This is a genomic window from Acinetobacter sp. UBA1297 (assembly GCF_002307755.1).
In the GTDB taxonomy this organism is placed as follows: Bacteria; Pseudomonadota; Gammaproteobacteria; order Pseudomonadales; family Moraxellaceae; genus Acinetobacter; species Acinetobacter radioresistens.
In genome coordinates this window covers 123640-147802 of sequence record NZ_DBUF01000014.1, presented here as the reverse complement: position 1 = coordinate 147802, position 24163 = coordinate 123640, and the positions used below count along the sequence as shown (strand labels likewise).

The window sequence follows — 24163 nt, the reverse complement described above, 5'->3', positions numbered from 1 at the left end:
CTTATCTAACAAAACCCGACTTAACTATATTTAACTAAGTTGCTGTTTTATCAGAAGTTTTAATCTTCATCACCGCCGATGGATGTGCATTCTACAGCATTTCAGTATCGTTGCAACACTTCTAAAAAACATTTTTTATCGTGTGTTTATTTTTCAAACCAATAAAAAAATAAGTTATTGTTATTTAATAATAATTTATTTTGATTATTCTTTTATTTTATAAAGACTCCTATTTACAATTTAGCTAAATTAATATTAAATTATTGTTTTATATAAATTTTATTTAAAAAATTGCTTTCAATATCAAGCTTATCGTTCAATATTAATTCTATTTTTGTCTTCCTATTCGCCAAAGTGCTGTTCAAACATACAAAATACGCTATAAAGCTCAATTTCTTATTATTCAAGTTTTATAATAGCCTTTCCTAAAGTATCTTTGCTTACCTCCAAATAGTAAAAAGCCATTGTTTTACAGCAATGGCTTTTTTGTCTTCATTTACTTTTATAAATGCGAAATGATTAGAACTTTATACTCACACGTGCCCAATAATTGCGGCCCATATTATTAAACTGTTCACGGCTGGCAAAACCAAAGCCTGAACTTCCAGCCCGATTTAAATGCTCGGTATAAGTTTTATTGAGCACATTATCTATACCTAAAGCCAGATCGACATGCTGCATCAGGCTATAAGAGCCATTTAATGACAACGTGCTGAAACCTTTACTTTTTTGCAGATCATATCCTACGATGTTCCCTTGGTTCAGGCTAATCCGGTCCTGCTGCGCCACCATCCGCCAGAGTAAGCCCAAAGTATATTTATCCTGAACATAGCGAAGGTTAAAGCGTCCTTCTAAGGGAGCTATCTGAGGTAATGGGGTATGATCTGTAGTATTTTTACCCCAAGCATACATAGTACTTAAATCAGCCTGTACTGCATCAGTAAGCTGATAACCAACTCCTGCTTCAGCCCCTGCAATCACTGCATCAATATTTTTTGCTCCTGCACTAAAGTTTGAACCATGCCCATGTGCGCCAGCAGCTGGATGGTCACGATAGCTAATTAAAATATAATCATTAATTAGACCGGTATAGGTAGAAAGCCATGAGCTGAAAGCACCATGCTGATGCTGATAGCCCAGATCCAGTTGCAAGGTTTTTTCAGTATCCAAATCATTAAAGGTTGGTTTGCCCATACCCGTGTTACCGTGGGCAGTACTGAACAGCTCCCAGTAATCCGGTGCACGCTGGACATAGCCCATACCGATATAAGTTTTAGCATCATGCTCTGGATGCTGGCCTTCCAGCCGGACAAAAGCACTTGGTAGAGTTTCCTTGCGGTTCTCATCAAGTTTTAATGCATCTATCTTGATCTGATCAATCCGCGCACCAGTGACCAGCTTGTAATGTTCATTGAAAGGATAACTCAGCTCACTAAACGCACCATAAGACTGAAACTTCATATTGGTCGTCAATGGCATATTCATCATCATGAAGGTCATGCCGCCTGCATGATGATTGTGCTGAGAATCTATACCGCTGATGATATTTGCCTGATTCCATGCTGTAGTGACTGCAAGGCGAGTATTCAGAGTACGGCGAGTCACCTGCATCTCTTGCAGATCCGGCATCAGCATGGTCATACCACTATGGGTCATTTCAACCAATGGAGGCGTACGCAAACTGAAGTTATCCATAATATGGTCGTTATAGCTATAGTTTACCTGCCCTTCAATTTTCTTAATCACATCATTAATATTATTCTTTTCAAAACGCAGGCCTAAACTTTCCCTTGCAAACTGGGAACCGTCCATATCACGGCCGGCATATAAAGCCTCGCCATCTGATTTTCCAGCTGTCAATTCAAGCCAGGTCTGTTCATCTGGTGTCCAGCCCAGCGTCAAATCTGTATTCCAACGCTCCCATGCGGAAGGTACAGTATTACCATCCCCATCTTTATAGCTGTCTGACTTTGAGCGGTTAGCATTTAAACGAATGTATTTATTTTCGTCCCCAACTGCTGCCTCTACATTGTGATCAAGGCGGCCAAATGAACCCAGCATGGCACTGGCCTGACCCTGATAATGCTGATTTTCATTGGAACGGACTGGCTTACGTTCAAAAATTACAGTGGCTGCTGAACCGGTCTGCGCATATTGTACGGTCTGCGGCCCTTTAATGACTAAAATCTGGTCATAACTTTCCGGCTGAATATAAGAAGTTGGTGCATCCATACGTGACGGACAGGCTCCTAAATTTTCTGTACCGTCGGTCAGAATCTTGATGCGTGAGCCAAACATGCCCCGAAAGGTCACATCACCATTGGTTCCTCCATTTTTGATGGCATTAAAGCCAACAATACTTTGCAGATAATCTGCACCATCTGTCGCAGGTACAGGCTGAATGGGCTTTTTAGGATCTACCTGCACAATCAGTCCACTAGCCTCATTACCCTGCTGGGCAGTTATTATAATAGGGGCCAGAGTCTGCACACTGGTCTCGGTTTCAGCAAATAATGTACCTGAATAGCAGGCAATGAAAATTGCAGCCGATAAAGGCTGTAAAAAGAATTTTGGCCGAGCCATATCAATCTCTCTAAAAATACAGATAAACAGTGACCTGGACCAGTGAGGCCCAGAGAAAAAGTTGTTTATGCAGAGATTGGAGGAGCTCGCCCCTGAGGTAATAAAAATAGCCGCTGGAGTGCAAACCAGACATGACTGAATGTCTTCTGGAAAGCGAGCAGCCGAACCTGAATACGATCCAGGACTTCTTTTATATCCAGTTCAGGCGGCAATACCAGATTGCCATAGACAGTACAATACTGGCATTGATGATTAGCATCATGGTGATGGTCTTCAGAAGCCGAATCTTTCTGAAGATTATGTTGATGACTATGAGATGCAGCTGAATGCTCAGCATGAGGTACGGTATGGTTCAGTAACAATGCACGGGTAATCGTTTCACAGATAGGCGCAACCTGATACTGCTTGGGCAGCAGAGGCTGTAAAAATACCGCGATCTGTAAACATACTGCTATGACTGACAGCAGTAACCCATGACGCATCAACAAATTTTGAATCTCAAAATTTTACTGGAGCCCCAGTATAGCAAAGCCCAAATTAAATTGGGCCTTATTAAAAGATTATTCAGACAGTTCAACCACTAGCGTCTTGCTGTAACCTTTTCCTTCTGTCTTGAACGTACCAGTTTTTCAACTTTTTCACGGGCACGCTGCCGTTTAAGAGGAGAAAGGTAATCTACAAAAAGCTTACCGTTCAGATGGTCCATTTCATGCTGAATACACACAGCCAGCAATCCGTCAGCTTCGATCTCGAAGGCATTACCTTCAAGGTTAAGGGCCTCAATTTTGACACGTGACGGACGCTCAACTTTGTCGTATATTTGTGGCACAGATAAACAGCCTTCTTCATAAGGCTGGGTATCTTCAGTAAGCGGTGTAATTTTAGGGTTAATAAAAACCATTGGCTGATTCTTTTCTTCAGATAAATCCATCACGATTAACTGAATATGACGGTCAACCTGTGTTGCAGCCAAGCCAATGCCGGGCGCTTCGTACATGGTTTCAAACATATCTGCAGCAAGCTGGCGAATTTCATCTGTCACTTCTTCGACTGGCTTGGCAAGGGTACGAAGACGCGGGTCTGGGAAACTTAAAATAGGTAATAAGGCCATACAGTCGTCCTCTTTTGTTGCCAGTATTGCAAAACCAAATAAATGAAGGAAAACTTCATTAAAAAATGTGTGTAAGGTCGTTATTATAACGCAACTACAGACATAATTTTTAGGAATTATGATAATGAAAAAAGTTTTCAAAGGCAGCGCACTTCGTGCCTTGGGGTTTAAAAAGCAGTTTATTGCTCTCGCAATCTGTTCAAGTTTGGGAATAATCATGCCTGGCATGGCTGAAGCAGCCAGCCGTAATATAAATCCGCCCTCTTTAAAAGCCAGTGCTCCTAATGTTTATGTGGTCAAAAGAGGGGATACTTTATGGGATATCGCCGGAAAATTCTTGAGTAAGCCATGGCGCTGGCCAGAAATCTGGGCCAGCAACAAACATGTCAAGAATCCACACTGGATTTATCCGGGTGACCGTTTATTGCTGTGTACTCTAGACGGACGACCGCTGATCGGTAAAGATGAAGGTGACGGCTGTGAAGGTATTATTCGCCGTTATGGTGGCCAGACCAGTATGCAGCCACAAGTTCGTGTTGAATCCCTAAATAATGCTATTCCAGTTATTCCGCTTGAACATATTCGGGTCTGGCTGGAACGCACCCTGATAATGTCACCAGATTCAGTGGTCAATACCCCCTATATTTTAGGCACGGCTGATAACCGGGTATTGGCTGCTGCCGGCCAAACCGTTTACGCACGCGGTAATGGCCTGCAAGTTGGTCAGCGTTATGCAGTTTATCGTGAGGGTGAGCCTTACATATTCACCGATGCTAATGGCAAGTCATATAATGCCGGTATAGAGCTGCTTCAGGTGGCTTCCGGCGTAGCTGTGCAGAATGAACAGGATATTACTACGCTAGAATTAACGCAAAGTTATAATGGGGAAGTCCGTCGCGGGGATCGGGTCATGCCAGAATATGATCCTATGTTACCTACCCTGTTCTATCCAACAATTGACCATCAGGTGACTGAAGGCGGTCAGGTGATTCGGGTGATGGGATCAATCGGTACGGCAGCCAGACACAGTGTGGTAACTGTTAACCGGGGCAATATTCATGGTGTTCAGTCCGGTCAGGTATTCAGTGTCTATCAGCAGGGTGAAGTTGTACGTGATCCGAAAACCCGCGAACAAATCAAACTGCCAAGTCAAAAAGTTGGTAATATTATGATTTTCCGTACTTTTGACCAGTTGAGCTATGCTTATGTACTGGACAGCGCCCTACCTATCAAAGTAGGTTCCGGCATCCAGGCGCCGCCAATGGCAGAGTAAGGCTGGAGCATTATTATGATTGCCGAATTATCGCAGCTTCATTATCACAGTCTGAAGCTGTGGTATTTGGTCCAGCATTCAGTTTCAAGTTTTAACCAGCTGGTTGAGTATTTTGGCAGTGCTGAACAGGCAACCACTCCGGCAGCATTAGCGCGCTGGGGCAATTTAAAACTGCATGCCAATCATTCCAAGCGAGCACAGGAATTTTATAGCGCAACCGGTCAGGCTGAGTTTGAGCAACTGACCCAACGGGTACTGGCAAGTTGCGATTTTATTTTAGTGCCGGAAGATATACTGTATCCGCAGCAGCTGCACCCTTATACAGATAAGCCTCCGATCCTGTTTGGCCGAGGTTCTGCTCAAGCCTTAAGTCAACCCCAGATCGCGATTGTAGGCAGTCGCAAACCAAGCCCGCATGGCCGGCAAGTAGCCTACGACTTTGCGTATTATCTGAGTGAAAAAGGATTTTATATTACCAGTGGACTTGCCTTGGGAATTGACGAGGCAGCACATCAAGGGGCATTGCAGCATCAGCGTACTATTGCTGTAGTCGGAACCGGACTGGATCTGGTCTATCCAACCCATAACCGTAAGCTTCAAGAACAGATACTTCAATACGGTGGTACAATCGTCAGTGAGTTTTTACCGGGAACCCAACCACTCAAGCATCATTTTCCACGCCGTAACCGTATTGTTAGTGGTTTGAGTCTAGGTGTACTGGTGGCAGAAGCCGCTTTAGAAAGTGGTTCATTGATTACTGCACAGCGTGCCGCCGATCAGGGCAAGATTATTTTTGCCATTCCCGGCCATATCTACAGCGAACATCATCAAGGCTGTCATCAACTCATCCGTGAAGGCTCCATACTGGTAGATCATCCGGAACAGCTGATTGAAGATCTGGCTTTACCGACCCAGTGGCACAGCCAGCAACAAAAGGTAAGCAGTGTACCCGAGCCGGCACAGGTACCTGAACATCTATTTGAACTGTACCAACAACTAGACTGGGTAGGACTGGATCTAGACCAGATTGCTCTTAAATTGCCATTACCTGCGGCTGAATTGACCGGACATCTGATGGAACTTGAGTTACTTGGACTATGTGTTCAGCAATCTGGGCGCTATCTGCGTTGCCGTCCGGGCTTTTAAGGTTCACAATAACCCTGTTTTCAGCTCCAAGGTAAATAGAATATATGATCACCACCTCTGTGACAGAAGCAGCAGAATGTCTCAGCCAGGGCAAAGTTTTAGCCTACCCCACCGAAGCTGTTTGGGGGCTCGGCTGTGATCCATATAATGAAGCGGCCTTCCATGAAATATTGCGCCTGAAACAACGTCCTATTGAAAAAGGAGTTATTTTGCTGGCTGGCCAGCTCTCGCAGGTTGAACACTTATTAGTGTCATTAAACCAGGAGCGTCAACAGCAAGTTATCCAGCAATGGACCCAGCGCTCAGTGACCGAGCGGGCAACTACCTGGCTGCTTCCAGCGGATGAGCAGATTCCTGTATGGATACGTGGCCAGCATCCTAAAGTTGCAGTACGGGTCACCAATCACCCGCTATGTGTAGCCCTCTGTAATGCTTTTAACAGTTTTATTGTTTCTACCAGTGCTAACCCTGCAGGTCTAGAACCGGCACGTACCTTACAGGAAGCCAGCCAGTATTTTGGTTCTGAGCTGAATTATCTCAATGGGGACCTCGGTTTAAGCCAGCAACCTAGCCGTATTATTGATGCGATTACAGGTGAAATTATTAGAGCCTGAGATAAGACCCAAGCTTTTTTAAGAACTGTGCAAGCTTTCTACTTAAATTTAAGACAAAAAAAACTCAGCCATATAGATAGGAATGGCTGAGTATAAAAAGGGATGTGTTGACACATCCAGAGGGTCTATTACAACTTTATATTCACTTAATGTGAAGTAAAACTTAATAATCCTGCTTAATGTGTATTATAAATATAATTTTAAAATAAAACAAATATATTATTTATCTTATACATAGAGCTTTTTATGATCAATACTAATCAATATGGCTAAACAATTCAAAATATGTCTTTATTTATTTAAGGCTTTTTCTAAATATAAAAAAATCTCCACAATTATACTGGGCTCAGTATCTGATCAGACCTTAGTCTAAGCTTAGATAAAATCTCTCGTATGTTTAACTTTTAGGCACTACTTAATAATCTAAAGATCAAATATGACCAGAGAATGACCAACGCTCATGTTCGACAGGTTTTTTTCTGTGCCATCACAACACCTATGAGTATCAGGACTCCGCCCAGCGTATGATAAATTGTCCAGCTTTCAGCCAGCCATAAACTGGCAATGATTGCGGTAAAAACTGGCATCAAATTCATAAAAATACTGGTGCGGTTAGGGCCAATCTGCTGTACAGCCAGCATCCAGACAAAAGGCGCAATCAGTGAAGGGAAAATACCTGCATATAGCACGCTGCCCAAGTTAGCTGTATTCAAGCTGTCCAGACCTAGCCACGCGATAAAAGGTAAATGATAGATCAGCGCAAAAGCGATCTGAATATAAAGGCTGATCAATAAAGGAATCTTTAATTGCCATTTTTTCAGGAAAACACCATAAAAGGCATAGAAGAACACGGCAACTACCATAAGCAGATCACCCCAGTGCGCGCCACTTTGCCAGAGTGCCGACAGGTTCCCCTGAGCCATTACATAAATCAGTCCGCAAAATGACAGGATACTGCCCATAATCGCGAAGCGATTGGGTATATCTTTGAGAATAAAAAAAGAAACCAGAATGGTGAATACGGGAATGAAAGCATTAATCAGTCCCATATTGGTAGCAGTGGTATAATGTGCCGCGGTATATGCCAGTCCCTGATACAGTACCATCCCAAAAGCGCTCAGTACTGCCAGCTGTAGCCAGTGCTGCATTATCAGCTGACGCTGTTCCCAGACCTTGCCCAGCATAAATGGTGTCAGAATGAGAAATGCAATAAGCCAGCGATAAAAACTGATACTGACAGGAGAAATCAAATCTGCTGCATAGCGTGTAACTACAATATTTAATGACCAGATCATGACAGCAATGACCGGCAAAACAAATGCCCACGCCGGGTTACGGGAAACACTTGACATCTCTATGCTCTTTAATCATTCAATCCAGTATTGTTCTAGAAGTCTGAAATAATTGAAATACTGTTTTTCAGACATCTATACTGTATAGAGGACATCTTGGCTCGGTATTCAAAAAATGAAAAGACAGTATTCTGCTCTGGATGAGTTAATCGAGATTGATCAGTTTTTTTATGAGAAAAATGAAATTGTGGCTTCTCACTCTTCACTCTGGGGAGATTTTAATTTTAGCCTAGATGGTATTTTGGAAATCCAGACCGGGAAACAGACTTTTTTAGCGCCGCCTAATTATGCTTTATGGCTTCCTCCCCAGACTGAACATTGTTCTATTGCACTGGACCACAGCGTAACCCATTTTATTTGTATACGGGTGCATCCAAGTTTGTGTGACCAGTTACCCCGAGAGGTTAAAACTTTAAGTATTCGTCCTTTTCTTTTAGCTCTGGTTAGAGAAATTCTAGAACAGTCTTCCAGCGCCCCTAGTCAGGTTTATTCTCATCTTTTACAGGTACTGTTTGACCAGTTACTACAGGCCAAGATTTATGATGACTATTTGCCTCAAAGTCATCATACGGTACTGCTTCCTGTACTCCAGCAACTGGCAGATCCGGAGCTTTTTCAGTATAGCTTACAAACCTTGCTTAAAAGATTCAGCTTGAGTGAACGACAGATTTTACGTTTAAGCCAGCAGGAACTTGGCCTGTCAATTTCTGAGTGGCGTAACCGCGCCAAAATTATTTATGCAATCAGCCAGATTCGCCAAGGTGCTTCTATCAAGCGGCTTGCCTATGAGCTCGGCTACCAACATAGTTCCAGCTTTATTGCCTTTTTTAAACGCTACACGCAACATACCCCCTTACAGCTGAGGTCCTGATTAATAGCTGTAGGAATATTATATTTTATAATCTAAGCTATTTTAAGATCTTTTAACTTAACGTATATTTTTTAAGTATAAAAAGTAAACTTGGTCTTTCTTATAATAAAAGCATGTTTAAATAAGTGATTAGTTTTTAATACAACACTTCTTTTTTAATAAGAAAGTTGATGATTCAAAATTTAATATTATTTTCTAAACAGGATATCTATTTTAATGAAAAAATTACTTCTTACTACTGCCTGTATGGCATGTTTAGCTTTTGCTGGCTGTAACAAACAAACTGAACCAGCTGCTTCAGAAAACACGCAGACAACTACCGCAACTAATACAGCCAATACTACTGCTCCTGCAACTACAGGCAGCATGACAAAAGATAATCATGAAGATATCCGTAATGACCTGAACAGATTACAAGTATTGGCAAATTCTAAAGCTGAGGCTGCTATAGATTACCAAGATCAGATGATGAAGGCAGTTCAAGCTAATAACCGCGAGCAGGTTATGGATATAATGAAGAAAATGCAGGGTTTCATGACTGAATTTAATGGTGAGCTTAAAAAGCTGTCACTAAAAAGTCAGGAAGTTCATGAACTGCGCAATAAGTTTATTCATTCAAATGAACTTGGACTGGAATTAACCAAGTTAAGTACTGAAGCTAAACCAGATGAAGCCAAGATTAAAGAGCTACAACAGCAGGTGATGGATGTACAAAAAGAGATTATGCATGATGTACAGAAACTTCAGGCAAAAGTAGATCCTCAATCAGCTCAATCAGCTCAATCAGCTCAATAATAATTTAAGGGCAGGCTAAAATAGTCTGCCCTGTTTAATAATTAATAAAACAGCTTGCTGCCAGATAAATTTGCGGCTAAAAAGAATAGGTTAAAACTTTAATTTATTTTATTTAGGGATGCCTATATGACCTCTATTTCTAATATTTCTATTAAAACCATACAAGGTGAAGAAATTACACTTGATCAATTTGCCGGTAAAGTTTTACTCATTGTCAATACTGCTTCAAAATGTGGTCTGACTCCGCAATATGAAGGACTTGAAAAGCTCTACCGTGAGAAAAAAGATCAGGGATTCGAAGTGCTGGGTTTTCCAGCTAATAATTTTTTAGAACAGGAGCCGGGTTCTAACGAAGAAATTCAGCAGTTTTGCTCACTCACTTATGATGTTTCTTTTCCAATGTTTGCCAAAATTTCAGTAGCCGGCCCAGATAAACATCCGCTTTACCAGACGCTGACTACGGCACAGCCAGAACGGATTGGTGAAGGCCCTTGGTGGAAAGATCTGGTAGATTATGGCCTGACTCCAAATCCTAAACCGGAAGTGCTTTGGAATTTCGAAAAATTTCTAATCAATAAAAATGGAGAAGTTATAGCTCGTTTCGCACCAGATGTCACTGCAGATGACCCGCGCCTAATTGATGCGATTGAGACGGAACTAAAACGATAATTAAAAAATATGAGGGAGAGCAGCGCCTCCCTCTTTTTAGAAAATGTCACTGATCAGGATAGAATTCTTCAATAAAAATTAATTTTTATATTTATCCATAATTTTAATAAATTTACTATTCATCCTCCATCTTCACTGGGAATTCAAAGCTTTTAATATAACTATCAAAACAGTTATTAAAACCGGGGTTCCACGTGAAACACTGTATTAAGACCACCCTATTTGCTCTAGTTACCGGCCTAAGTGCCACAGTGGCTATGGCTGCCCCTGAACGTGCCCATCACATTCATCAAGATCAGAGCCAGTCTCATTATCAGCATCAAGCTAAAGTAAACCGGCATGTTTCATCCCATGTAAACTGGAAAACAGGTGAAGTTCCTGCACAATATTACTCTCATGCGAACCAGATTGACCATAAACGTTATAAAAACTTATCCAAGCCCGCAAGAAACCAGCAATGGATTAAAGTTCATGGAGATTATATGCTGATTAATACCCGTTCACATCAGGTTATTAAAGTAGTTCATCATTAAGCTTTATTTAATAGGTTCTATAAAAAAGGTGCTTCGGCATCTTTTTAAATTTGAGGGTTAATAAAAGTGTTATCGCTTTGCAACAATAAGTTTTATCTCCACATTTTATCCATATATTAAAAAACAATATTTAATGGAAATACCGTGGAACATGAAAAAGTTACTGCAAGGGGCTTTACTTCCTTTTATTATTTTTACTTCAGGTCTGCTGTTACTAGGTTGTGACCAGATGCAGCAGGATGAATCTGAAGCAGTGTATAGTGAACACAGCCAGGCTCCTGCAACAAAACCTGCCCCATCTTCCGAACTCGCAAACGGCAATATATTCTATATGGCCCGCGATATGGCAGATATGCAATATAAAACCCAAGGCTATGTAGCAAAGTTACAGCAGGCTCAGACTGACTTACAGCAGGCCATTGAACAGAAAGATCCGCATCAGCTTCAGGCAACCGCCACTATTTTACAAGAACAACTTCGTGGATTTAGCCAGACATTGTCCTCTTTAAACCTGAAAAGCCAAGAAATCGATTCGATCCGTAATAATATCTTAGAGGCAAACCAGCAGGCTCTTGCTTCTCCTCTACTCAACGGTGAAATTGATTTTAATCAGGTGGATTTTAATAAGGTCCAGGTTCAAATGAATACTATTCAGACAGAAATGCTTAAGCTGGCAGATATGTTGATGCAGAGTTCAGATAAAGATACTCAAGCAACATCTAAACAGGAAGAAAGTTAGAGACATAAAAAAGCCCTATAGTTAGGGCTTTTTATTTTAAATTAACTTATTTTTTCGGGCTTTTGACAACGACTAATTTCTTTTGTGCGAATTCTTTAAAACCATCAATGGAAAGCTCATGACCATAGCCAGAATTCTTTATTCCACCAAATGGTAACTCTGGTGCAGTATCGGTATACCAGTTAATCCAGATCATACCAGTTTCGACTCGGGAAGCTAATTTTTTTGCCCGTTCAATATTTTGAGAATGAATTACACCACCCAGACCATAATGTGAATCATTGGTAATGGCTACAATTTCATCTTCACTCTTGGCAACATAAAGCTGTGCTACCGGACCAAAAAACTCTTCATACCAAGCTGGATTATCACGGCTAATATTTTCTAAAATGGTTGGTTCATAGAAGTTACCATCATGGTCAACCGGCTTACCGCCAGTGACTAGTGTTGCTCCATTTTTTAAAGCATTTTCAACTTGTTCAGTCAGTTTTTCTAACGCATCTGCTGAAGATAAAGGTCCAAGTTGTGTTTCAGGGTCAAGTGGATCACCAATTTTCAAGTCTTTAAAGACTTTAACCATACCGGCTTTAAATTCTTCAGCAATGTTCTCATGTAGAATAAATCGTTTAGCTGCAGTACAGACCTGACCGGCATTATTGATACGTGCCTGACAGCCAATCTTAATTGCTTTTTCCAGATCAGCATCATCCAGAACAATAAAGACGTCATTACCCCCCAGTTCCAAGGTAGATTTGGTGACATGTTTTCCAGCCTGTCCGGCTACTGCACGCCCTGCCCCTTCTGAGCCGGTTAATGCTACACCCTGTACACGCGGGTCCGCGATGATATCCGCTACTTGATCACTATTAATAAATAGATTTGTCCATACTCCCCTAGGTGCACCCGCATCTATGATTAACTGTTCGAATGCTTCGGCACACTGTGGAACAATACTGGCATGCTTCGCCAAAACCGGATTACCAATTGCACAGTTTGGTGCAAACACACGCATCAGTTGATAAAACGGAAAATTCCAGGGTTCAACTGCCATAATGATACCCAGTGGATGATGTTCAACCCATGCTTCGCCCAGTTCTGTTTCATATGACACCGGGGCTAAGAATTCTTTGGCATGGTTTGCATAATATTCAGCAATACGGGCGCAACTTTCAATTTCACCTTCGCCTTGCTTGATCAGTTTACCCATATCCAGCGTCATGAGTTTAGCCAGTTCCGATTTTCGCTCACGCATACTGCTAGCCAGCTTCCGCAGTACATCAATACGGGTATCGACCTGTTGTGACCATTCTGACTTTAGGATTTGTTCTGCTGCATCGAGTGCATTTTGAATATCTTGATTGCTATGAGATGGGTAGTCTTTCAATTTTTGATTATTAAAGGGGTTAACTGATTGATAACTCATAATAAAGTTCCCTGTCTAGGCAATTTAGTTTCTGCTGGAATAAATAAGAATATGTGTTATGTCATGGGAGAGAAAAACATCTAAAGGCTTTACAAGTTAAAAGCCCAAGAGATATGAAATTAAACTAGCATTATTTTTTTACTACTTTATTTTTGCTTACAGAATGGTTCAAAATATTACGGAGTACGGGTAAAAGTTATATCGAGTGGTACAAAATAGATTCAGCCTAGACATTATGAATAAAAAATTGAATAACTGAAGCTCGCCTTTAATTAATATAAAAGTCTGGATCAGCTCGTTAAATAAAAATTTAATAAAATATCTAAAATGAAGAAAAAAATATTATCTATTATTAAGTTAATATAAAAAAATTTTAAACTCAGATTAATAATAAGATACGGTTAATAGAATAAATTGATTTAAAATTTTATAGTGTCCTTAAGAGGCTCAAATATTATATAAAATGCTTACCCCCTATAAAGTATTTTAATTTTGTCTTAAATCATTTGCTCTCAATAACTCTGCTTAGAAATGAATTTTAGTAACTTTACTGTGAAACTGGGCACTAATAAAAATATTTTCATTAAAAAGATTCTTATCATAAAAAAACCACCCTTTCGGGTGGTTTCTTTAATCTCAAACCGACAATTACATTGCACGATTTTTGATTTTACGGATCGTTTCCAGCTGTGCAGCAGTTTCTGCCAGAGCAGCCAGAGCAGCAGCAGAGTCCAGATCACTCTTTTGGTTAGCCAGCAACTGTTCAGCGTTACGACGCGCTTCCATAATTGCTGCTTCATCCAGATTATCGGCACGGATTGCTGAGTCAGCAAGAACCGTTACCACATGTGGCTGAACTTCTAAAACACCGCCAGATACGTAGACGATCTCTTCCGTACCATTTTCCAGCAGGACACGAATCGGTCCTGGCAGGAGCAAAGTTACCAGCGGCGCGTGACCAGGCATAATACCCAGTTCGCCACCAGCCCCTTTTGCAATTAGCATAGTCACAGTGCCTGAGTAAATTGACTCATTTACACTTACGACATCACATTGCATAGTCGCCATGAGAATCTCCTAAATTAGAGTAGCTAATTAAAGTTTCTCGGCTTTAGCAATAACTTCGTCAATACCACCAACCATATAGAACGCTTGTTCTGGGATGTGATCGTATTCACCAGCTAGAAGACCTTTAAAGCCACGAATTGTTTCTTTAAGCGGTACTAATTTACCAGGCGCGCCAGTAAATACTTCAGCTACGTGGAACGGTTGAGAGAAGAAACGCTGGATTTTACGCGCACGGTAAACTACCAGTTTATCTTCTTCAGCCAGTTCGTCCATACCCAAGATTGCGATAATGTCTTTAAGCTCTTTATAACGCTGCAATACATTCTGTACAGAACGTGCAATTTCATAATGCTCTTGACCAACAACCAGCGGGTCTAGCTGACGTGAAGTCGAGTCAAGTGGATCGATCGCTGGATAAATACCAGAAGATGCGATGTCACGGCTCAATACTACAGTTGCGTCCAAGTGAGCAAACGTAGTTGCAGGTGATGGATCTGTCAAGTCATCGGCAGGTACGTATACCGCTTGGATTGAGGTAATAGAACCATTCTTGGTCGATGTAATACGTTCTTGAAGAACACCCATCTCTTCTGCAAGTGTAGGCTGGTAACCTACTGCAGATGGCATACGGCCTAGAAGTGCAGACACTTCAGTACCCGCCAGTGTGTAACGATAGATGTTGTCTACAAACAACAGTACGTCACGGCCTTTACCGTTTTCGTCTTTCTCGTCACGGAAATATTCAGCCATAGTCAGACCAGTTAGCGCTACACGCAAACGGTTACCTGGTGGCTCGTTCATCTGACCGTAGACCATTGCTACTTTGTCTAGAACGTTAGAATCTTTCATTTCGTGATAGAAGTCGTTACCTTCACGAGTACGCTCACCAACACCAGCAAACACAGATAAACCTGAGTGAGCTTTTGCGATGTTGTTGATCAATTCCATCATGTTTACGGTTTTACCAACACCGGCACCACCGAACAGGCCAACTTTACCACCTTTTGCAAACGGGCAAAGCAAGTCAATGACTTTAATACCAGTTTCCAGAAGATCTGTAGAAGCCGCTTGTTCAGCATAAGAAGGTGCTTGACGGTGAATCGGCAAACGCTCTTCAGTCGCTACAGGACCTGCCTCATCAATCGGGCGACCCAAAACGTCCATGATACGGCCCAGACAGGCAGTACCCACAGGAACAGAAATCGGTGCACCAGAGTTAGTTACAGGCAGACCACGTTTAAGACCTTCTGTAGAACCCATTGCGATGGTACGCACAACACCATCACCAAGTTGTTGCTGAACTTCTAAAGTAGTTTCAGTACCGTCAACCTGGAGAGCGTCATAGATCTTAGGAACGCTATTGCGTTCAAACTCGACGTCGATAACCGCGCCGATGATCTGAATGATACGACCGCTACTCATTGCTGTCTCCTCAATTCAAACTAATAATGTTAAACGGCAGCGGCACCGCCAACGATCTCGGAAATTTCCTGAGTAATCGCGGCTTGACGCAGCTTGTTATAAATGAGCTGTAGGTCTTTAATCAGCTGGCCTGCATTGTCAGTTGCAGCTTTCATTGCAACCATACGAGCAGACTGCTCACACGCGATATTTTCAATCACGCCCTGATAAACCATAGACTCGATATAGCGAACCAACAAACCGTTTAGCAGCTCTTCAGCTTCCGGTTCATAGATATAGTCCCAACCATAAGTACGGTTGAGGCTGTCGCCTTCGTTAGCCGGAGCAAGAGGAACAAGCTGGCTTACCGTTGGTTTCTGGGTCATGGCATTAATAAATGCATTAGATACCAGATAAATACGATCGAGTTCGCCTCTATCAAATGCATCGAGCATGACTTGTACAGAACCGGTTAACTGTTCCAGACTTGGAGCATCCCCTACTTGTGTAGTAGCGCCAAGCACTTTACCGCCGTAGTTTTTAAAAAACGAAACCGCTTTTTGACCAATTAAAGCAAATTCAACTTCAATTGACTGCTCACGTTGTTGCTGAACATGCTGAACAACTTTCTTGAACAGGTTAATGTTCAAGCCACCCGCAAGACCACGATCTGAAGACACGATGATATAGCCAACGCGCTTAACCGGGCGCTCAACCATATAACGATGTTTGTATTCAGGGTTTGCTTGTACCAGGTGAGCAATTACACGGTGCATATTTTCGGCATACGGACGGCCCTGAGCCATGCGCTCTTGCGCACGACGCATTTTTGAAGCAGCAACCATCTGCATCGCACGCGTAATCTTCTGCGTGGACTTGATACTTGCGACCTTGGCGCGAATTTCTTTTAAATTTGCCATACGCTTAACCTAATATTCGGAAGCTCAAGGAGCCTCCGAAGGTTGATCCGTGAAACAAACTTAACTAATCAATTAGTAAGTTTGAGTCGCTTTGAAGCTCTCAATACCTGCTTTAATTGCAGCTTCGATGTCTTTGTTGTAATCACCAGTTTCATCGATTTGTTTCATGAGTGCAGCATGTTCAGAGCGGAAGTACGCAATGAGTGCAGCATCAAAGTCTACAATTTTCTTCACTTCAACATCAGCCATGTAGCCTTCGTTTGAAGCATAGATAGATACAGCTTGGTCAGCAATTGAATATGGAGCATATTGTTTCTGCTTCATCAGTTCAGTTACACGTTGACCATGTTCAAGCTGCTTACGAGTTGCTTCATCAAGATCAGATGCAAACTGGGCAAATGCTGCCAGTTCACGGTACTGAGCAAGAGCAGTACGGATACCACCAGCCAATTTCTTAATAATCTTGGTCTGAGCAGAACCACCAACACGCGATACCGAGATACCTGCGTTCACAGCAGGACGAATACCCGCATTGAACAGAGAGGTTTCAAGGAAGATCTGACCGTCAGTAATCGAAATTACGTTCGTTGGTACGAATGCAGATACGTCACCGGCTTGTGTTTCAATAATTGGCAATGCAGTTAATGAACCAGTCTGGCCTGTAACTTCACCATTGGTGAATTTCTCAACGTAATCAGCAGATACACGAGAAGCACGCTCAAGAAGACGCGAATGTAGATAGAACACGTCACCTGGATACGCTTCACGACCTGGTGGACGACGTAAAAGCAGTGAAATTTGACGATACGCAACTGCTTGTTTAGACAGATCATCATAGATGATCAGAGCGTCTTCACCGCGGTCACGGAAATACTCACCCATTGTACAGCCAGAGTATGGAGCCAGATACTGCATTGCTGCAGGATCAGCTGCTGCCGCTGCGACAACAGTGGTATATGCCATCGCACCACTTTCTTCCAGCTTGCGCACAACATTAGCGATGGTCGATTGTTTCTGACCAATTGCCACATATACACACTTAATGCCAGAGTTTTTCTGAGCGATGATGGCATCGATCGCCATTGCTGTTTTACCAGTCTGACGGTCACCAATGATCAGCTCACGCTGACCACGACCTACAGGGATCATGGTGTCTACTGATTTATAACCAGTTTGGACAGGCTGATCTACTGATTGACGCCAAATTACACCTGGTGCTACTTTTTCAACAGCATCAGTCATTTTTGCATCAATAGGGCCTTTACCATCAATCGGGTTACCCAAAGCATCTACGACACGACCTAAAAGTTCAGGACCAACCGGAACTTCTAATACACGGCCTGTACAACGAGCTTTTTGACCTTCTTGAAGGTTTAGGTAGCTACCTAAAACAACGGCACCCACTGAATCCTGTTCTAGGTTCAGTGCCATACCAAATAAGCCGCCGTCGAATTCGATCATTTCACCGTACATTGCATCAGCAAGACCGTGAATGCGCACAATACCGTCGGATACCATAACAATGGTACCTTCGTTTTTAGCGGTCGCGCTGGTGTCCAGATCGCCGATACGCTGTTTAATGAGCGCACTGATCTCGGATGGATTCAGTTGTTGCATTGCGCTATACCTCAATCTTTTATAAGTTCAGTCTTCTGTTTTGCGTTATGCAAGAAGACGAGTCCGCATTTTTTCAAGCTTGTTCAGCGCAGAATCATCTATCACTTGATCGCCCGCACGAATTACAACACCCGCGATTAACGCCGGATTCACTTCAACGCTAACATTTACAGCGGCATTAAAACGTTTTTGTAACGCATCTGCCAGCAGCTGTTCCTGTTCTGCATTCAAGGGAAAAGCCGATTCGATAACGACATCGACTGTATTGTTATTCTGTGACTTAAGCTCTTCATACTCTGCAGCAATTTCAGGAAGCAATGCCAAACGGTCATTGTCTGCCAGCAAAATCAGAAAGTTTGACACTGCCTGACTTTGTTGTTCACCTAAAACCTTTGCAAAAAGTTCCACCTGTTGTACAGGTGTAAGCTCAGGACGATTTAAATAAGCGGAAAATGCTTCGTCTTGCACCGCAGCACTGAGCACTTGTAACGCATTCGACCAATTGTCAGTTGCACCTTGCTCAGAAGCGTAAGCAAATGCTGCTTTGGCGTACGGGCGTGCCAACGTCAAGAGTTCAGCCATAATCGCCTCGCTTAAAGTTTAGCAGCCAGCTGGGTCAGCATGGCATTGTGAGCTTGCGCATCAACTTGCTGGTTCAGGATTTTTTCTGCACCGGATACTGCCAAGGCAGCAACTTGTTGACGTAATTCTTCGCGAGCAGAATTGATCTCCTGATCAACAGCTTCTTTTGCCTGTTGACGAATACGCTCACCTTCAGCCGCAGCTTGAGTACGCGCTTCTTCGATCAGCTGTGCTGCACGACGGTTCGCTTGTTCGATCAATTGAGCCGCTTGTGCTTTAGCCACGTCAAGCTCTTGCTTTACTTGCGCCTGTGCATCGGCAAGATCAGCTTTCGCTTTTTCAGCAGCATTTAAGCCATCAGCGATACGACGCTGACGCTCACTAATCGCATTGATTAGTGGTGGCCAGACAAACTTCATGCAGAATGCGACAAAAACCGCAAATGCAATCGCTTGGCCAATCAATGTGAGGTTGATATTCATTTAGCAATTCCTCAAATAGTGGAGTTTTGGGAATTAAGCTGATTAACCTACAAATGGATTTGCGAAGATGAAGAACAAACCAATACCAACGCCGATCATAGGCACAGCATCAAGAAGACCCGCGATTAGGAACATACGAGTTTGAAGTTGTGGAGCCAATTCTGGTTGACGTGCAACAGCTTCAAGGAAGCGACCGCCCAGAAGACCAAAACCAATCGCAGTACCTAAAGCACCGAAAGCGATCAAGATAGCAGATGCAATTGCAACTAGACCTAAAGTGAGTTCCATGAAAAATTCCTCAGAGGTTAGGTTTTATACCAAATTAAATTAAAAAATTGTGCCTAACCGTCTGATAACAGTCAGGCAATACCATTAATGTTTTTCGCTTGCCATGCTCAAGTATACGATGGTCAGCATCATGAAAATGAACGCCTGCAACGTAATAACAAGAATGTGGAAGATAGCCCAAGGCACAGATAACGCCCATTGGATCCAGAACGGTAAAAGCGCGATCAAGATGAAGATCAACTCACCCGCATACATATTACCGAACAGTCGAAGTGCCAATGAAATTGGACGTGCAAGGAAAGTTACCAGTTCCAGAATTAAGTTCACTGGAATAAGTAACGCTTTTGCAACTGGGTTACTTGGGTTGAATGGGTTAAGTGCCAACTCGCCAACAAAGCCACCAACACCCTTTTCACGGATGCTGTAAAACAAGATCAGGACAAATACTGACAGGGACATACCTAAGGTAATGTTCGGGTCAGTAGATGGAACAATCTTGAAGTAAACGTGGTGAGGATCCATACCAAATACACTTGCACCAATCTGCTGAGCCAGGTAAGGAACCCAGTCAACAGGAATCAGGTCCATCAGGTTCATGAGGAAAATCCACACGAAGATGGTCAGTGCCAATGGCGCAATCAAGCGAGATTTGCCATGGAAAGTATCACGAACACTTGAGTCAACGAACTCAATGATCATTTCGATTGCAGACTGGAATTTGGTAGGAACACCAGAATTGGCTGCTTTAGCAACCAGCCAGAATAATAAACAGAAAATCACACCAAGGCCAATTGACCAACCCATTGAATCCAAGTGAATTGCAGTGAACCCCATCTGTTGAGCTTCTTCAGCAGTCTCGGCCAATTTCCAAGTACCGTCCGGCATTTTGCCATAGGTCATATTGGTCAAGTGATGCTTAATATACTCTGTCGAAGTAAGGGCATGTTCTTCAGCAGCCATAAATCACACCTGGTCAATGTCAAATAATAAATAGAGCTGGTGAATATCGCGTGCTGCCTGATATCTCACACATCTCCAAAAAAACTTTTCAATTTCTGCTGCGCTTAAACTCGTTTTTGTAGTCGAGACACCCAAAACGGGGCAACCCAAGACATGCTCTGAACGAGTATAAATCCACAAAACAATGCCACCGGTGACAGTGGTTGTACATTGCTTAAAATTAAAATAAAGCCAACAATCATGATTGCAAACTTGCCGAGCATGCCCCGGTACATATTCAATAGAACCTGCTTTGAAGCTCTTGCCCCGGCAGTTCTAAATGACTGCCATGAGAAATAACTGCTTGCAAGCCAGCACACCAATGCACCAAGTGCGGCACTTAATGCTGCGGTTGTATCACTTACAAGCCATGCTATCAAAGCAGACACAGGTATCATAAATGCTTGCAGGTAGACCAAAGCTTTCGCTAACCGTCGGTCAATCAAGCGACTAGTTCGGCTCATTTTTACCCACTTACAGCATAAATGCTTGACAAGTTTAGCTGATGATCGTTTTTAATCGCAGGCATTATAGAGTTACACCCCTGAACATGCAATCTTTTCCCGATTGAACTATGGTTTTTTTCAATCCTCAGCCAGTTCTTGAGAGATTTTCAGGGTGTTTATTTTTTATCTGTTTATCGTGCATTTACTACACAGCGATGGGCCTGATCAGCGAGATCTTTCCACGCTACAATAAAATCCTGCTCATTACTCATACTTTCGTCGACCTTCTGGAATATGATCGGATTCAGGCTACGATACTGGACCTGGCTGGCATGGCCTTCTGCCAGCAAACACATTTTTTGACTTGGCCGCTGCTGGTTCAGGTAACGAATCTGACTCATAGTTGGAGCAATATGTGGATCATCAGTTAAGGCACCAGCAAAGCGCAGATTAAGAGGTCTTTCCAAATATTGGTAAGCATCATGATAAGACCAGTATGGGCGTGACTGACCAGTCTGGTTATATTGTTGCGTCACTTTGAGCATACGTGCTGCAAATGTCCGTGCATTATTCCAGTAAGCCTGCCGATGTGCCGGATACTGCTGTGAACGTAAGGCCGCTATAAAAAAGCCGATACGTACCGCATTATTCGGATCAAGCCAGATATGGGTATCGACAGTATTTGGTAATGCTTTACCACGTGTATTTCGAAGTGGCAGCAGCTTCACCAGTCCTGAATCCAGGATAGAAATTGCTTTAGGCTGGCTGCTCAATACCTTGTCTAAAGGAGCTTCATGAGCTTTCCCAAGCCAGATCACCAGAGAAGCATCCTGAATGATCTTACGGTGAGCCGGCTTTAGAGTAATATCATGCCCGCTCTGATTGGCTAATAGTAGCTTGGGTTGCTCGATTCCTTGGGTAACTGCTTTACTGATCAGGTAAATAGGTTGTGTAGATACAACCAGGTCATTTGACCAGCTTAAGGTACAACTGCATAGTGCCAGAGCAACAAGAATAAAACGTAACATAAAGAAGAAACCAAGACCCTTTAATGTTATAATATAACAATTCTACAAAAATACCTATGCCTGTTCGAAACATGCTTAGGCTTCATGTTAATATTTAATAAATTATTTTCGAGGTTTTAGCATGAGCTCATGTTCACATGGACATCATGACACATTGCACGGCGTACATGACCATCATAACGTTGAAGCACGTCTTGCTGAAGCAGAAAGCTTATGTATTGCCTCGGGTGCACGTCTTACTCCTTTACGTAAACAGGTGCTGGAGCTGATTCTGAAAGCTTCCAGCCCGATGGGGGCCTATGACCTGCTGGCTAAAATGAAAAGTAATACTGACCGGCCGGCTGCACCACCTACTGTTTACCGTACGCTAGAGTTTCTGCTGGAAAAAGGCCTTATTCACCGTTTGACTTCGATTAATGCCTATATTCCCTGTTGTCATCCAAGAGAAGGTCATCAGGCTGCTTTTCTGATCTGTACGCGCTGCCACATTGTTAAAGAGGCATCGGCACAAGGCTTGATGCAGCAGCTGGAACAACTGGCAGCTTCTGATCATTTCAATGCGCACCACAGTATTATCGAGATTTCAGGATTATGTCAGCAGTGCAGCACCACGGCCTAAGCTCTCCCCTGCCCCTGGTCTCTCTTGAAGATATCAGTGTAAGGCTTGATGAGCTGGATATTCTTAAGCAGGTTAATTTTACGCTCCATGAGCGGGAGATTGTGACCCTGATCGGTCCAAACGGTGCTGGCAAGTCTACCCTGATTAAGATATTGCTGGGCATTATGCAGCCGAGCACTGGTCATGTCCGCACAGCTAAAACGCTAAAGATGTCGTATGTGCCACAAAAATTTAACCCATCACATAGCTTGCCATTGCGCGTCAAAGACCTGCTGGCTTTAGAAAACTGCTCCCAGCAGATCAAATCAGAAATCATCCGAGATACGGGTATCAGCAAGTTAGAGTTATCTAAAGTGCAACAACTTTCCGGAGGTGAACGGCAACGGGTATTACTGGCACGTGCATTACTGCGCCAGCCAGATATCCTGGTTCTGGATGAACCCATGCAAGGGCTTGACATTCAGTCTGAGGCCGAACTGTATGCCTATGTACGGAGCCTGCCGGAACGTTATGGCTGTGCCGTATTAATGGTTTCTCATGACTTGCAGTGGGTCATGCAAGGCACGCATCGTGTGGTTTGCCTCAACAAGCATATCTGTTGTAGTGGCCTGCCAGAGAATGTTCAGCAACATCCTGAATATCAGGCAATCTTTGGAACCCAACGTGTATTTTATCAGCATCATCATGACCGCTGTGCGCATGGCGACCATGCTGAACCCTGTCAGCATGATGCCCGCCCACATATCCACCCTGAACCGGAAGTTTAAGTAATGATGGAATGGCTACAACTTCTGCTTCCTGCCTGGATTATGGGTACCCTGCTGGTCTTTCTGACCGCTCCACTTGGCTGTCTGATGCTGTGGCGACGGATGTCATTTTTTGCCGACACCATGGCGCATGGCACTTTACTTGGCGTTGCCGTTGCAGGTGCACTTAGCTTACCACTATGGATGGGTGTTACTTTACTGGCCTTATTACTGGTGGCAGTGTTATGGGTATTGCATGATCCGCGCTTGCCGAGTGATGCTTTACTGGCACTGTGTTCAGCGACCCTGCTCTGTTCTGGCCTGTTGTTTATCCAGCACTTGCCCAGTTTAAGGCCTGAACTGCTCAGTTATCTGTTCGGTGACCTGCTTACAATCAGCTGGAATGACTTACCTACATTTGCTGCGGTTATTCTGCTGGCACTCGCCGTGCTTTATAAATCATGGCAAGCCCAGATCCGTACTGCAATTGATCCGGATATTGCAGCCAGCGAAGGCATCCATAACCAATGGCAGCGCCTGATTTTCATGTTACTGCTGGCGCTGTTTACAGTTCTGGCATTGCGTGCCGTAGGTTCTTTACTGATGGGAGCATTACTGGTCATACCTGCGCTGACGGCACGTCTGCTTGCACATTCACCCAGACAGATGGTGATCTGGGCATTTGTGATGGCACAGATTGGAATAACGGTAGGACTATGGTCAAGTGCTGGTCTAGACATTTCGACCGGCTTAAGTATTGTACTTACTATGGCAATTTTATTTATCCTGATTTTTACTGTACAGAAGATCAGAACAAGTATTTCATAAGGCTTAAGCCTGTATAAAATTTTGTGGGGT

At 43.0% G+C, this 24163-nt stretch carries 26 protein-coding genes; 11 read left to right on the top strand and 15 right to left on the bottom strand.

Annotated elements, in window-relative coordinates; translation table 11 throughout:
• Nucleotides 1–519: 519 nt before the first annotated feature.
• The 3 genes from B3R63_RS06945 to def all read right to left on the bottom strand — a co-directional run bounded on the left by B3R63_RS06945 (nt 520) and on the right by def (nt 3694).
• A complete protein-coding gene (locus B3R63_RS06945) occupies nt 520–2583 on the bottom strand; it encodes a TonB-dependent copper receptor (RefSeq protein WP_286729330.1) in 2064 nt (687 codons plus the stop codon).
• Between the two features lie 65 nt (nt 2584–2648).
• Nucleotides 2649–3065, bottom strand: a complete 417-nt coding sequence (locus B3R63_RS06940) for a DUF2946 family protein (RefSeq protein WP_286729327.1) — start codon at nt 3063–3065, stop codon at nt 2649–2651.
• A 98-nt stretch (nt 3066–3163) separates the two neighbouring features.
• Nucleotides 3164–3694, bottom strand: coding sequence for a peptide deformylase (gene def / locus B3R63_RS06935; protein WP_075041018.1), 531 nt, complete (start codon nt 3692–3694; stop codon nt 3164–3166).
• Between the two features lie 124 nt (nt 3695–3818).
• Between def and B3R63_RS06930 the strand changes: the two genes are divergently transcribed.
• The 3 genes from B3R63_RS06930 to B3R63_RS06920 are packed head-to-tail and all read left to right on the top strand — an operon-like array spanning nt 3819 to nt 6727.
• Entirely contained in the window at nt 3819–4967 is a 1149-nt protein-coding gene (locus tag B3R63_RS06930; protein WP_286729325.1) for a LysM peptidoglycan-binding domain-containing protein, read from the top strand.
• Between the two features lie 15 nt (nt 4968–4982).
• A complete protein-coding gene (gene dprA, locus B3R63_RS06925) occupies nt 4983–6113 on the top strand; it encodes a DNA-processing protein DprA (RefSeq protein WP_286729324.1) in 1131 nt (376 codons plus the stop codon).
• 44 nt (nt 6114–6157) lie between these two features.
• Nucleotides 6158–6727, top strand: a complete 570-nt coding sequence (locus B3R63_RS06920) for an L-threonylcarbamoyladenylate synthase (protein WP_005017257.1) — start codon at nt 6158–6160, stop codon at nt 6725–6727.
• 458 nt (nt 6728–7185) lie between these two features.
• On the opposite strand, the gene B3R63_RS06915 is transcribed toward B3R63_RS06920, so the two are convergent.
• Complete coding sequence (locus tag B3R63_RS06915) at nt 7186–8079, bottom strand: DMT family transporter (protein ID WP_005017258.1); 894 nt, start codon at nt 8077–8079, stop codon at nt 7186–7188.
• Between the two features lie 115 nt (nt 8080–8194).
• Here B3R63_RS06915 and B3R63_RS06910 point away from each other — a divergent pair, with 115 nt between their 5' ends.
• The 5 genes from B3R63_RS06910 to B3R63_RS06890 all read left to right on the top strand — a co-directional run bounded on the left by B3R63_RS06910 (nt 8195) and on the right by B3R63_RS06890 (nt 11686).
• On the top strand, nt 8195–8950 hold the full coding sequence (locus B3R63_RS06910; RefSeq protein ID WP_265769453.1) for an AraC family transcriptional regulator: 756 nt from the start codon (nt 8195–8197) through the stop codon (nt 8948–8950).
• 216 nt (nt 8951–9166) lie between these two features.
• Nucleotides 9167–9745, top strand: a complete 579-nt coding sequence (locus B3R63_RS06905) for a viral A-type inclusion protein (RefSeq protein WP_286729319.1) — start codon at nt 9167–9169, stop codon at nt 9743–9745.
• A gap of 126 nt (nt 9746–9871) precedes the next feature.
• Nucleotides 9872–10414 (top strand): glutathione peroxidase, encoded by a 543-nt coding sequence (locus tag B3R63_RS06900; RefSeq protein ID WP_286729317.1) that lies wholly within the window; start codon nt 9872–9874, stop codon nt 10412–10414.
• 194 nt (nt 10415–10608) lie between these two features.
• Nucleotides 10609–10947 carry an RcnB family protein gene (locus tag B3R63_RS06895; protein ID WP_286729316.1) on the top strand — a complete coding sequence of 113 codons (339 nt, stop codon included), beginning with the start codon at nt 10609–10611 and terminating at the stop codon, nt 10945–10947.
• A 151-nt stretch (nt 10948–11098) separates the two neighbouring features.
• A complete protein-coding gene (locus B3R63_RS06890) occupies nt 11099–11686 on the top strand; it encodes a hypothetical protein (RefSeq protein WP_286729314.1) in 588 nt (195 codons plus the stop codon).
• A gap of 46 nt (nt 11687–11732) precedes the next feature.
• Here the strand turns inward: B3R63_RS06890 and B3R63_RS06885 are convergent, their stop codons facing one another.
• From B3R63_RS06885 to B3R63_RS06835, 11 genes are all read right to left on the bottom strand, one after another.
• Nucleotides 11733–13109: an NAD-dependent succinate-semialdehyde dehydrogenase gene (locus B3R63_RS06885; RefSeq protein WP_286729311.1), complete on the bottom strand. Its 1377-nt coding sequence runs from the start codon at nt 13107–13109 to the stop codon at nt 11733–11735.
• Between the two features lie 648 nt (nt 13110–13757).
• A complete protein-coding gene (locus B3R63_RS06880; protein ID WP_005023671.1) occupies nt 13758–14177 on the bottom strand; it encodes a F0F1 ATP synthase subunit epsilon in 420 nt (139 codons plus the stop codon).
• Nucleotides 14178–14204: 27 nt separating this feature from the next.
• Entirely contained in the window at nt 14205–15599 is a 1395-nt protein-coding gene (gene atpD, locus B3R63_RS06875) for a F0F1 ATP synthase subunit beta (RefSeq protein WP_005017275.1), read from the bottom strand.
• Nucleotides 15600–15628: 29 nt separating this feature from the next.
• Entirely contained in the window at nt 15629–16498 is an 870-nt protein-coding gene (atpG, locus tag B3R63_RS06870; protein ID WP_005017279.1) for a F0F1 ATP synthase subunit gamma, read from the bottom strand.
• 72 nt (nt 16499–16570) lie between these two features.
• Entirely contained in the window at nt 16571–18115 is a 1545-nt protein-coding gene (atpA, locus tag B3R63_RS06865; protein WP_005017281.1) for a F0F1 ATP synthase subunit alpha, read from the bottom strand.
• 45 nt (nt 18116–18160) lie between these two features.
• The gene (locus tag B3R63_RS06860; protein ID WP_005017282.1) at nt 18161–18697 is read right to left on the bottom strand and encodes a F0F1 ATP synthase subunit delta; all 537 of its coding nucleotides are present in this window, start codon (nt 18695–18697) and stop codon (nt 18161–18163) included.
• Nucleotides 18698–18708: 11 nt separating this feature from the next.
• On the bottom strand, nt 18709–19179 hold the full coding sequence (locus tag B3R63_RS06855) for a F0F1 ATP synthase subunit B (RefSeq protein ID WP_005017284.1): 471 nt from the start codon (nt 19177–19179) through the stop codon (nt 18709–18711).
• A 42-nt stretch (nt 19180–19221) separates the two neighbouring features.
• Nucleotides 19222–19467, bottom strand: coding sequence for a F0F1 ATP synthase subunit C (gene atpE, locus B3R63_RS06850; protein ID WP_000424060.1), 246 nt, complete (start codon nt 19465–19467; stop codon nt 19222–19224).
• A gap of 84 nt (nt 19468–19551) precedes the next feature.
• Nucleotides 19552–20427 (bottom strand): F0F1 ATP synthase subunit A, encoded by an 876-nt coding sequence (atpB, locus tag B3R63_RS06845; RefSeq protein ID WP_005017287.1) that lies wholly within the window; start codon nt 20425–20427, stop codon nt 19552–19554.
• Between the two features lie 104 nt (nt 20428–20531).
• Complete coding sequence (locus tag B3R63_RS06840) at nt 20532–20930, bottom strand: ATP synthase subunit I (protein WP_005017290.1); 399 nt, start codon at nt 20928–20930, stop codon at nt 20532–20534.
• A 173-nt stretch (nt 20931–21103) separates the two neighbouring features.
• Complete coding sequence (locus B3R63_RS06835; RefSeq protein ID WP_151985032.1) at nt 21104–21940, bottom strand: metal ABC transporter solute-binding protein, Zn/Mn family; 837 nt, start codon at nt 21938–21940, stop codon at nt 21104–21106.
• 121 nt (nt 21941–22061) lie between these two features.
• Here B3R63_RS06835 and B3R63_RS06830 point away from each other — a divergent pair, with 121 nt between their 5' ends.
• The 3 genes from B3R63_RS06830 to znuB are packed head-to-tail and all read left to right on the top strand — an operon-like array spanning nt 22062 to nt 24133.
• On the top strand, nt 22062–22559 hold the full coding sequence (locus tag B3R63_RS06830; RefSeq protein WP_151985030.1) for a transcriptional repressor: 498 nt from the start codon (nt 22062–22064) through the stop codon (nt 22557–22559).
• Nucleotides 22532–23326 carry a zinc ABC transporter ATP-binding protein ZnuC gene (znuC, locus tag B3R63_RS06825; RefSeq protein WP_005017297.1) on the top strand — a complete coding sequence of 265 codons (795 nt, stop codon included), beginning with the start codon at nt 22532–22534 and terminating at the stop codon, nt 23324–23326. Before B3R63_RS06830 ends, znuC begins: the two co-directional genes overlap by 28 nt.
• 3 nt (nt 23327–23329) lie before the next feature.
• Nucleotides 23330–24133 (top strand): zinc ABC transporter permease subunit ZnuB, encoded by an 804-nt coding sequence (gene znuB / locus B3R63_RS06820; RefSeq protein WP_005017298.1) that lies wholly within the window; start codon nt 23330–23332, stop codon nt 24131–24133.
• Nucleotides 24134–24163 lie beyond the last annotated feature (30 nt).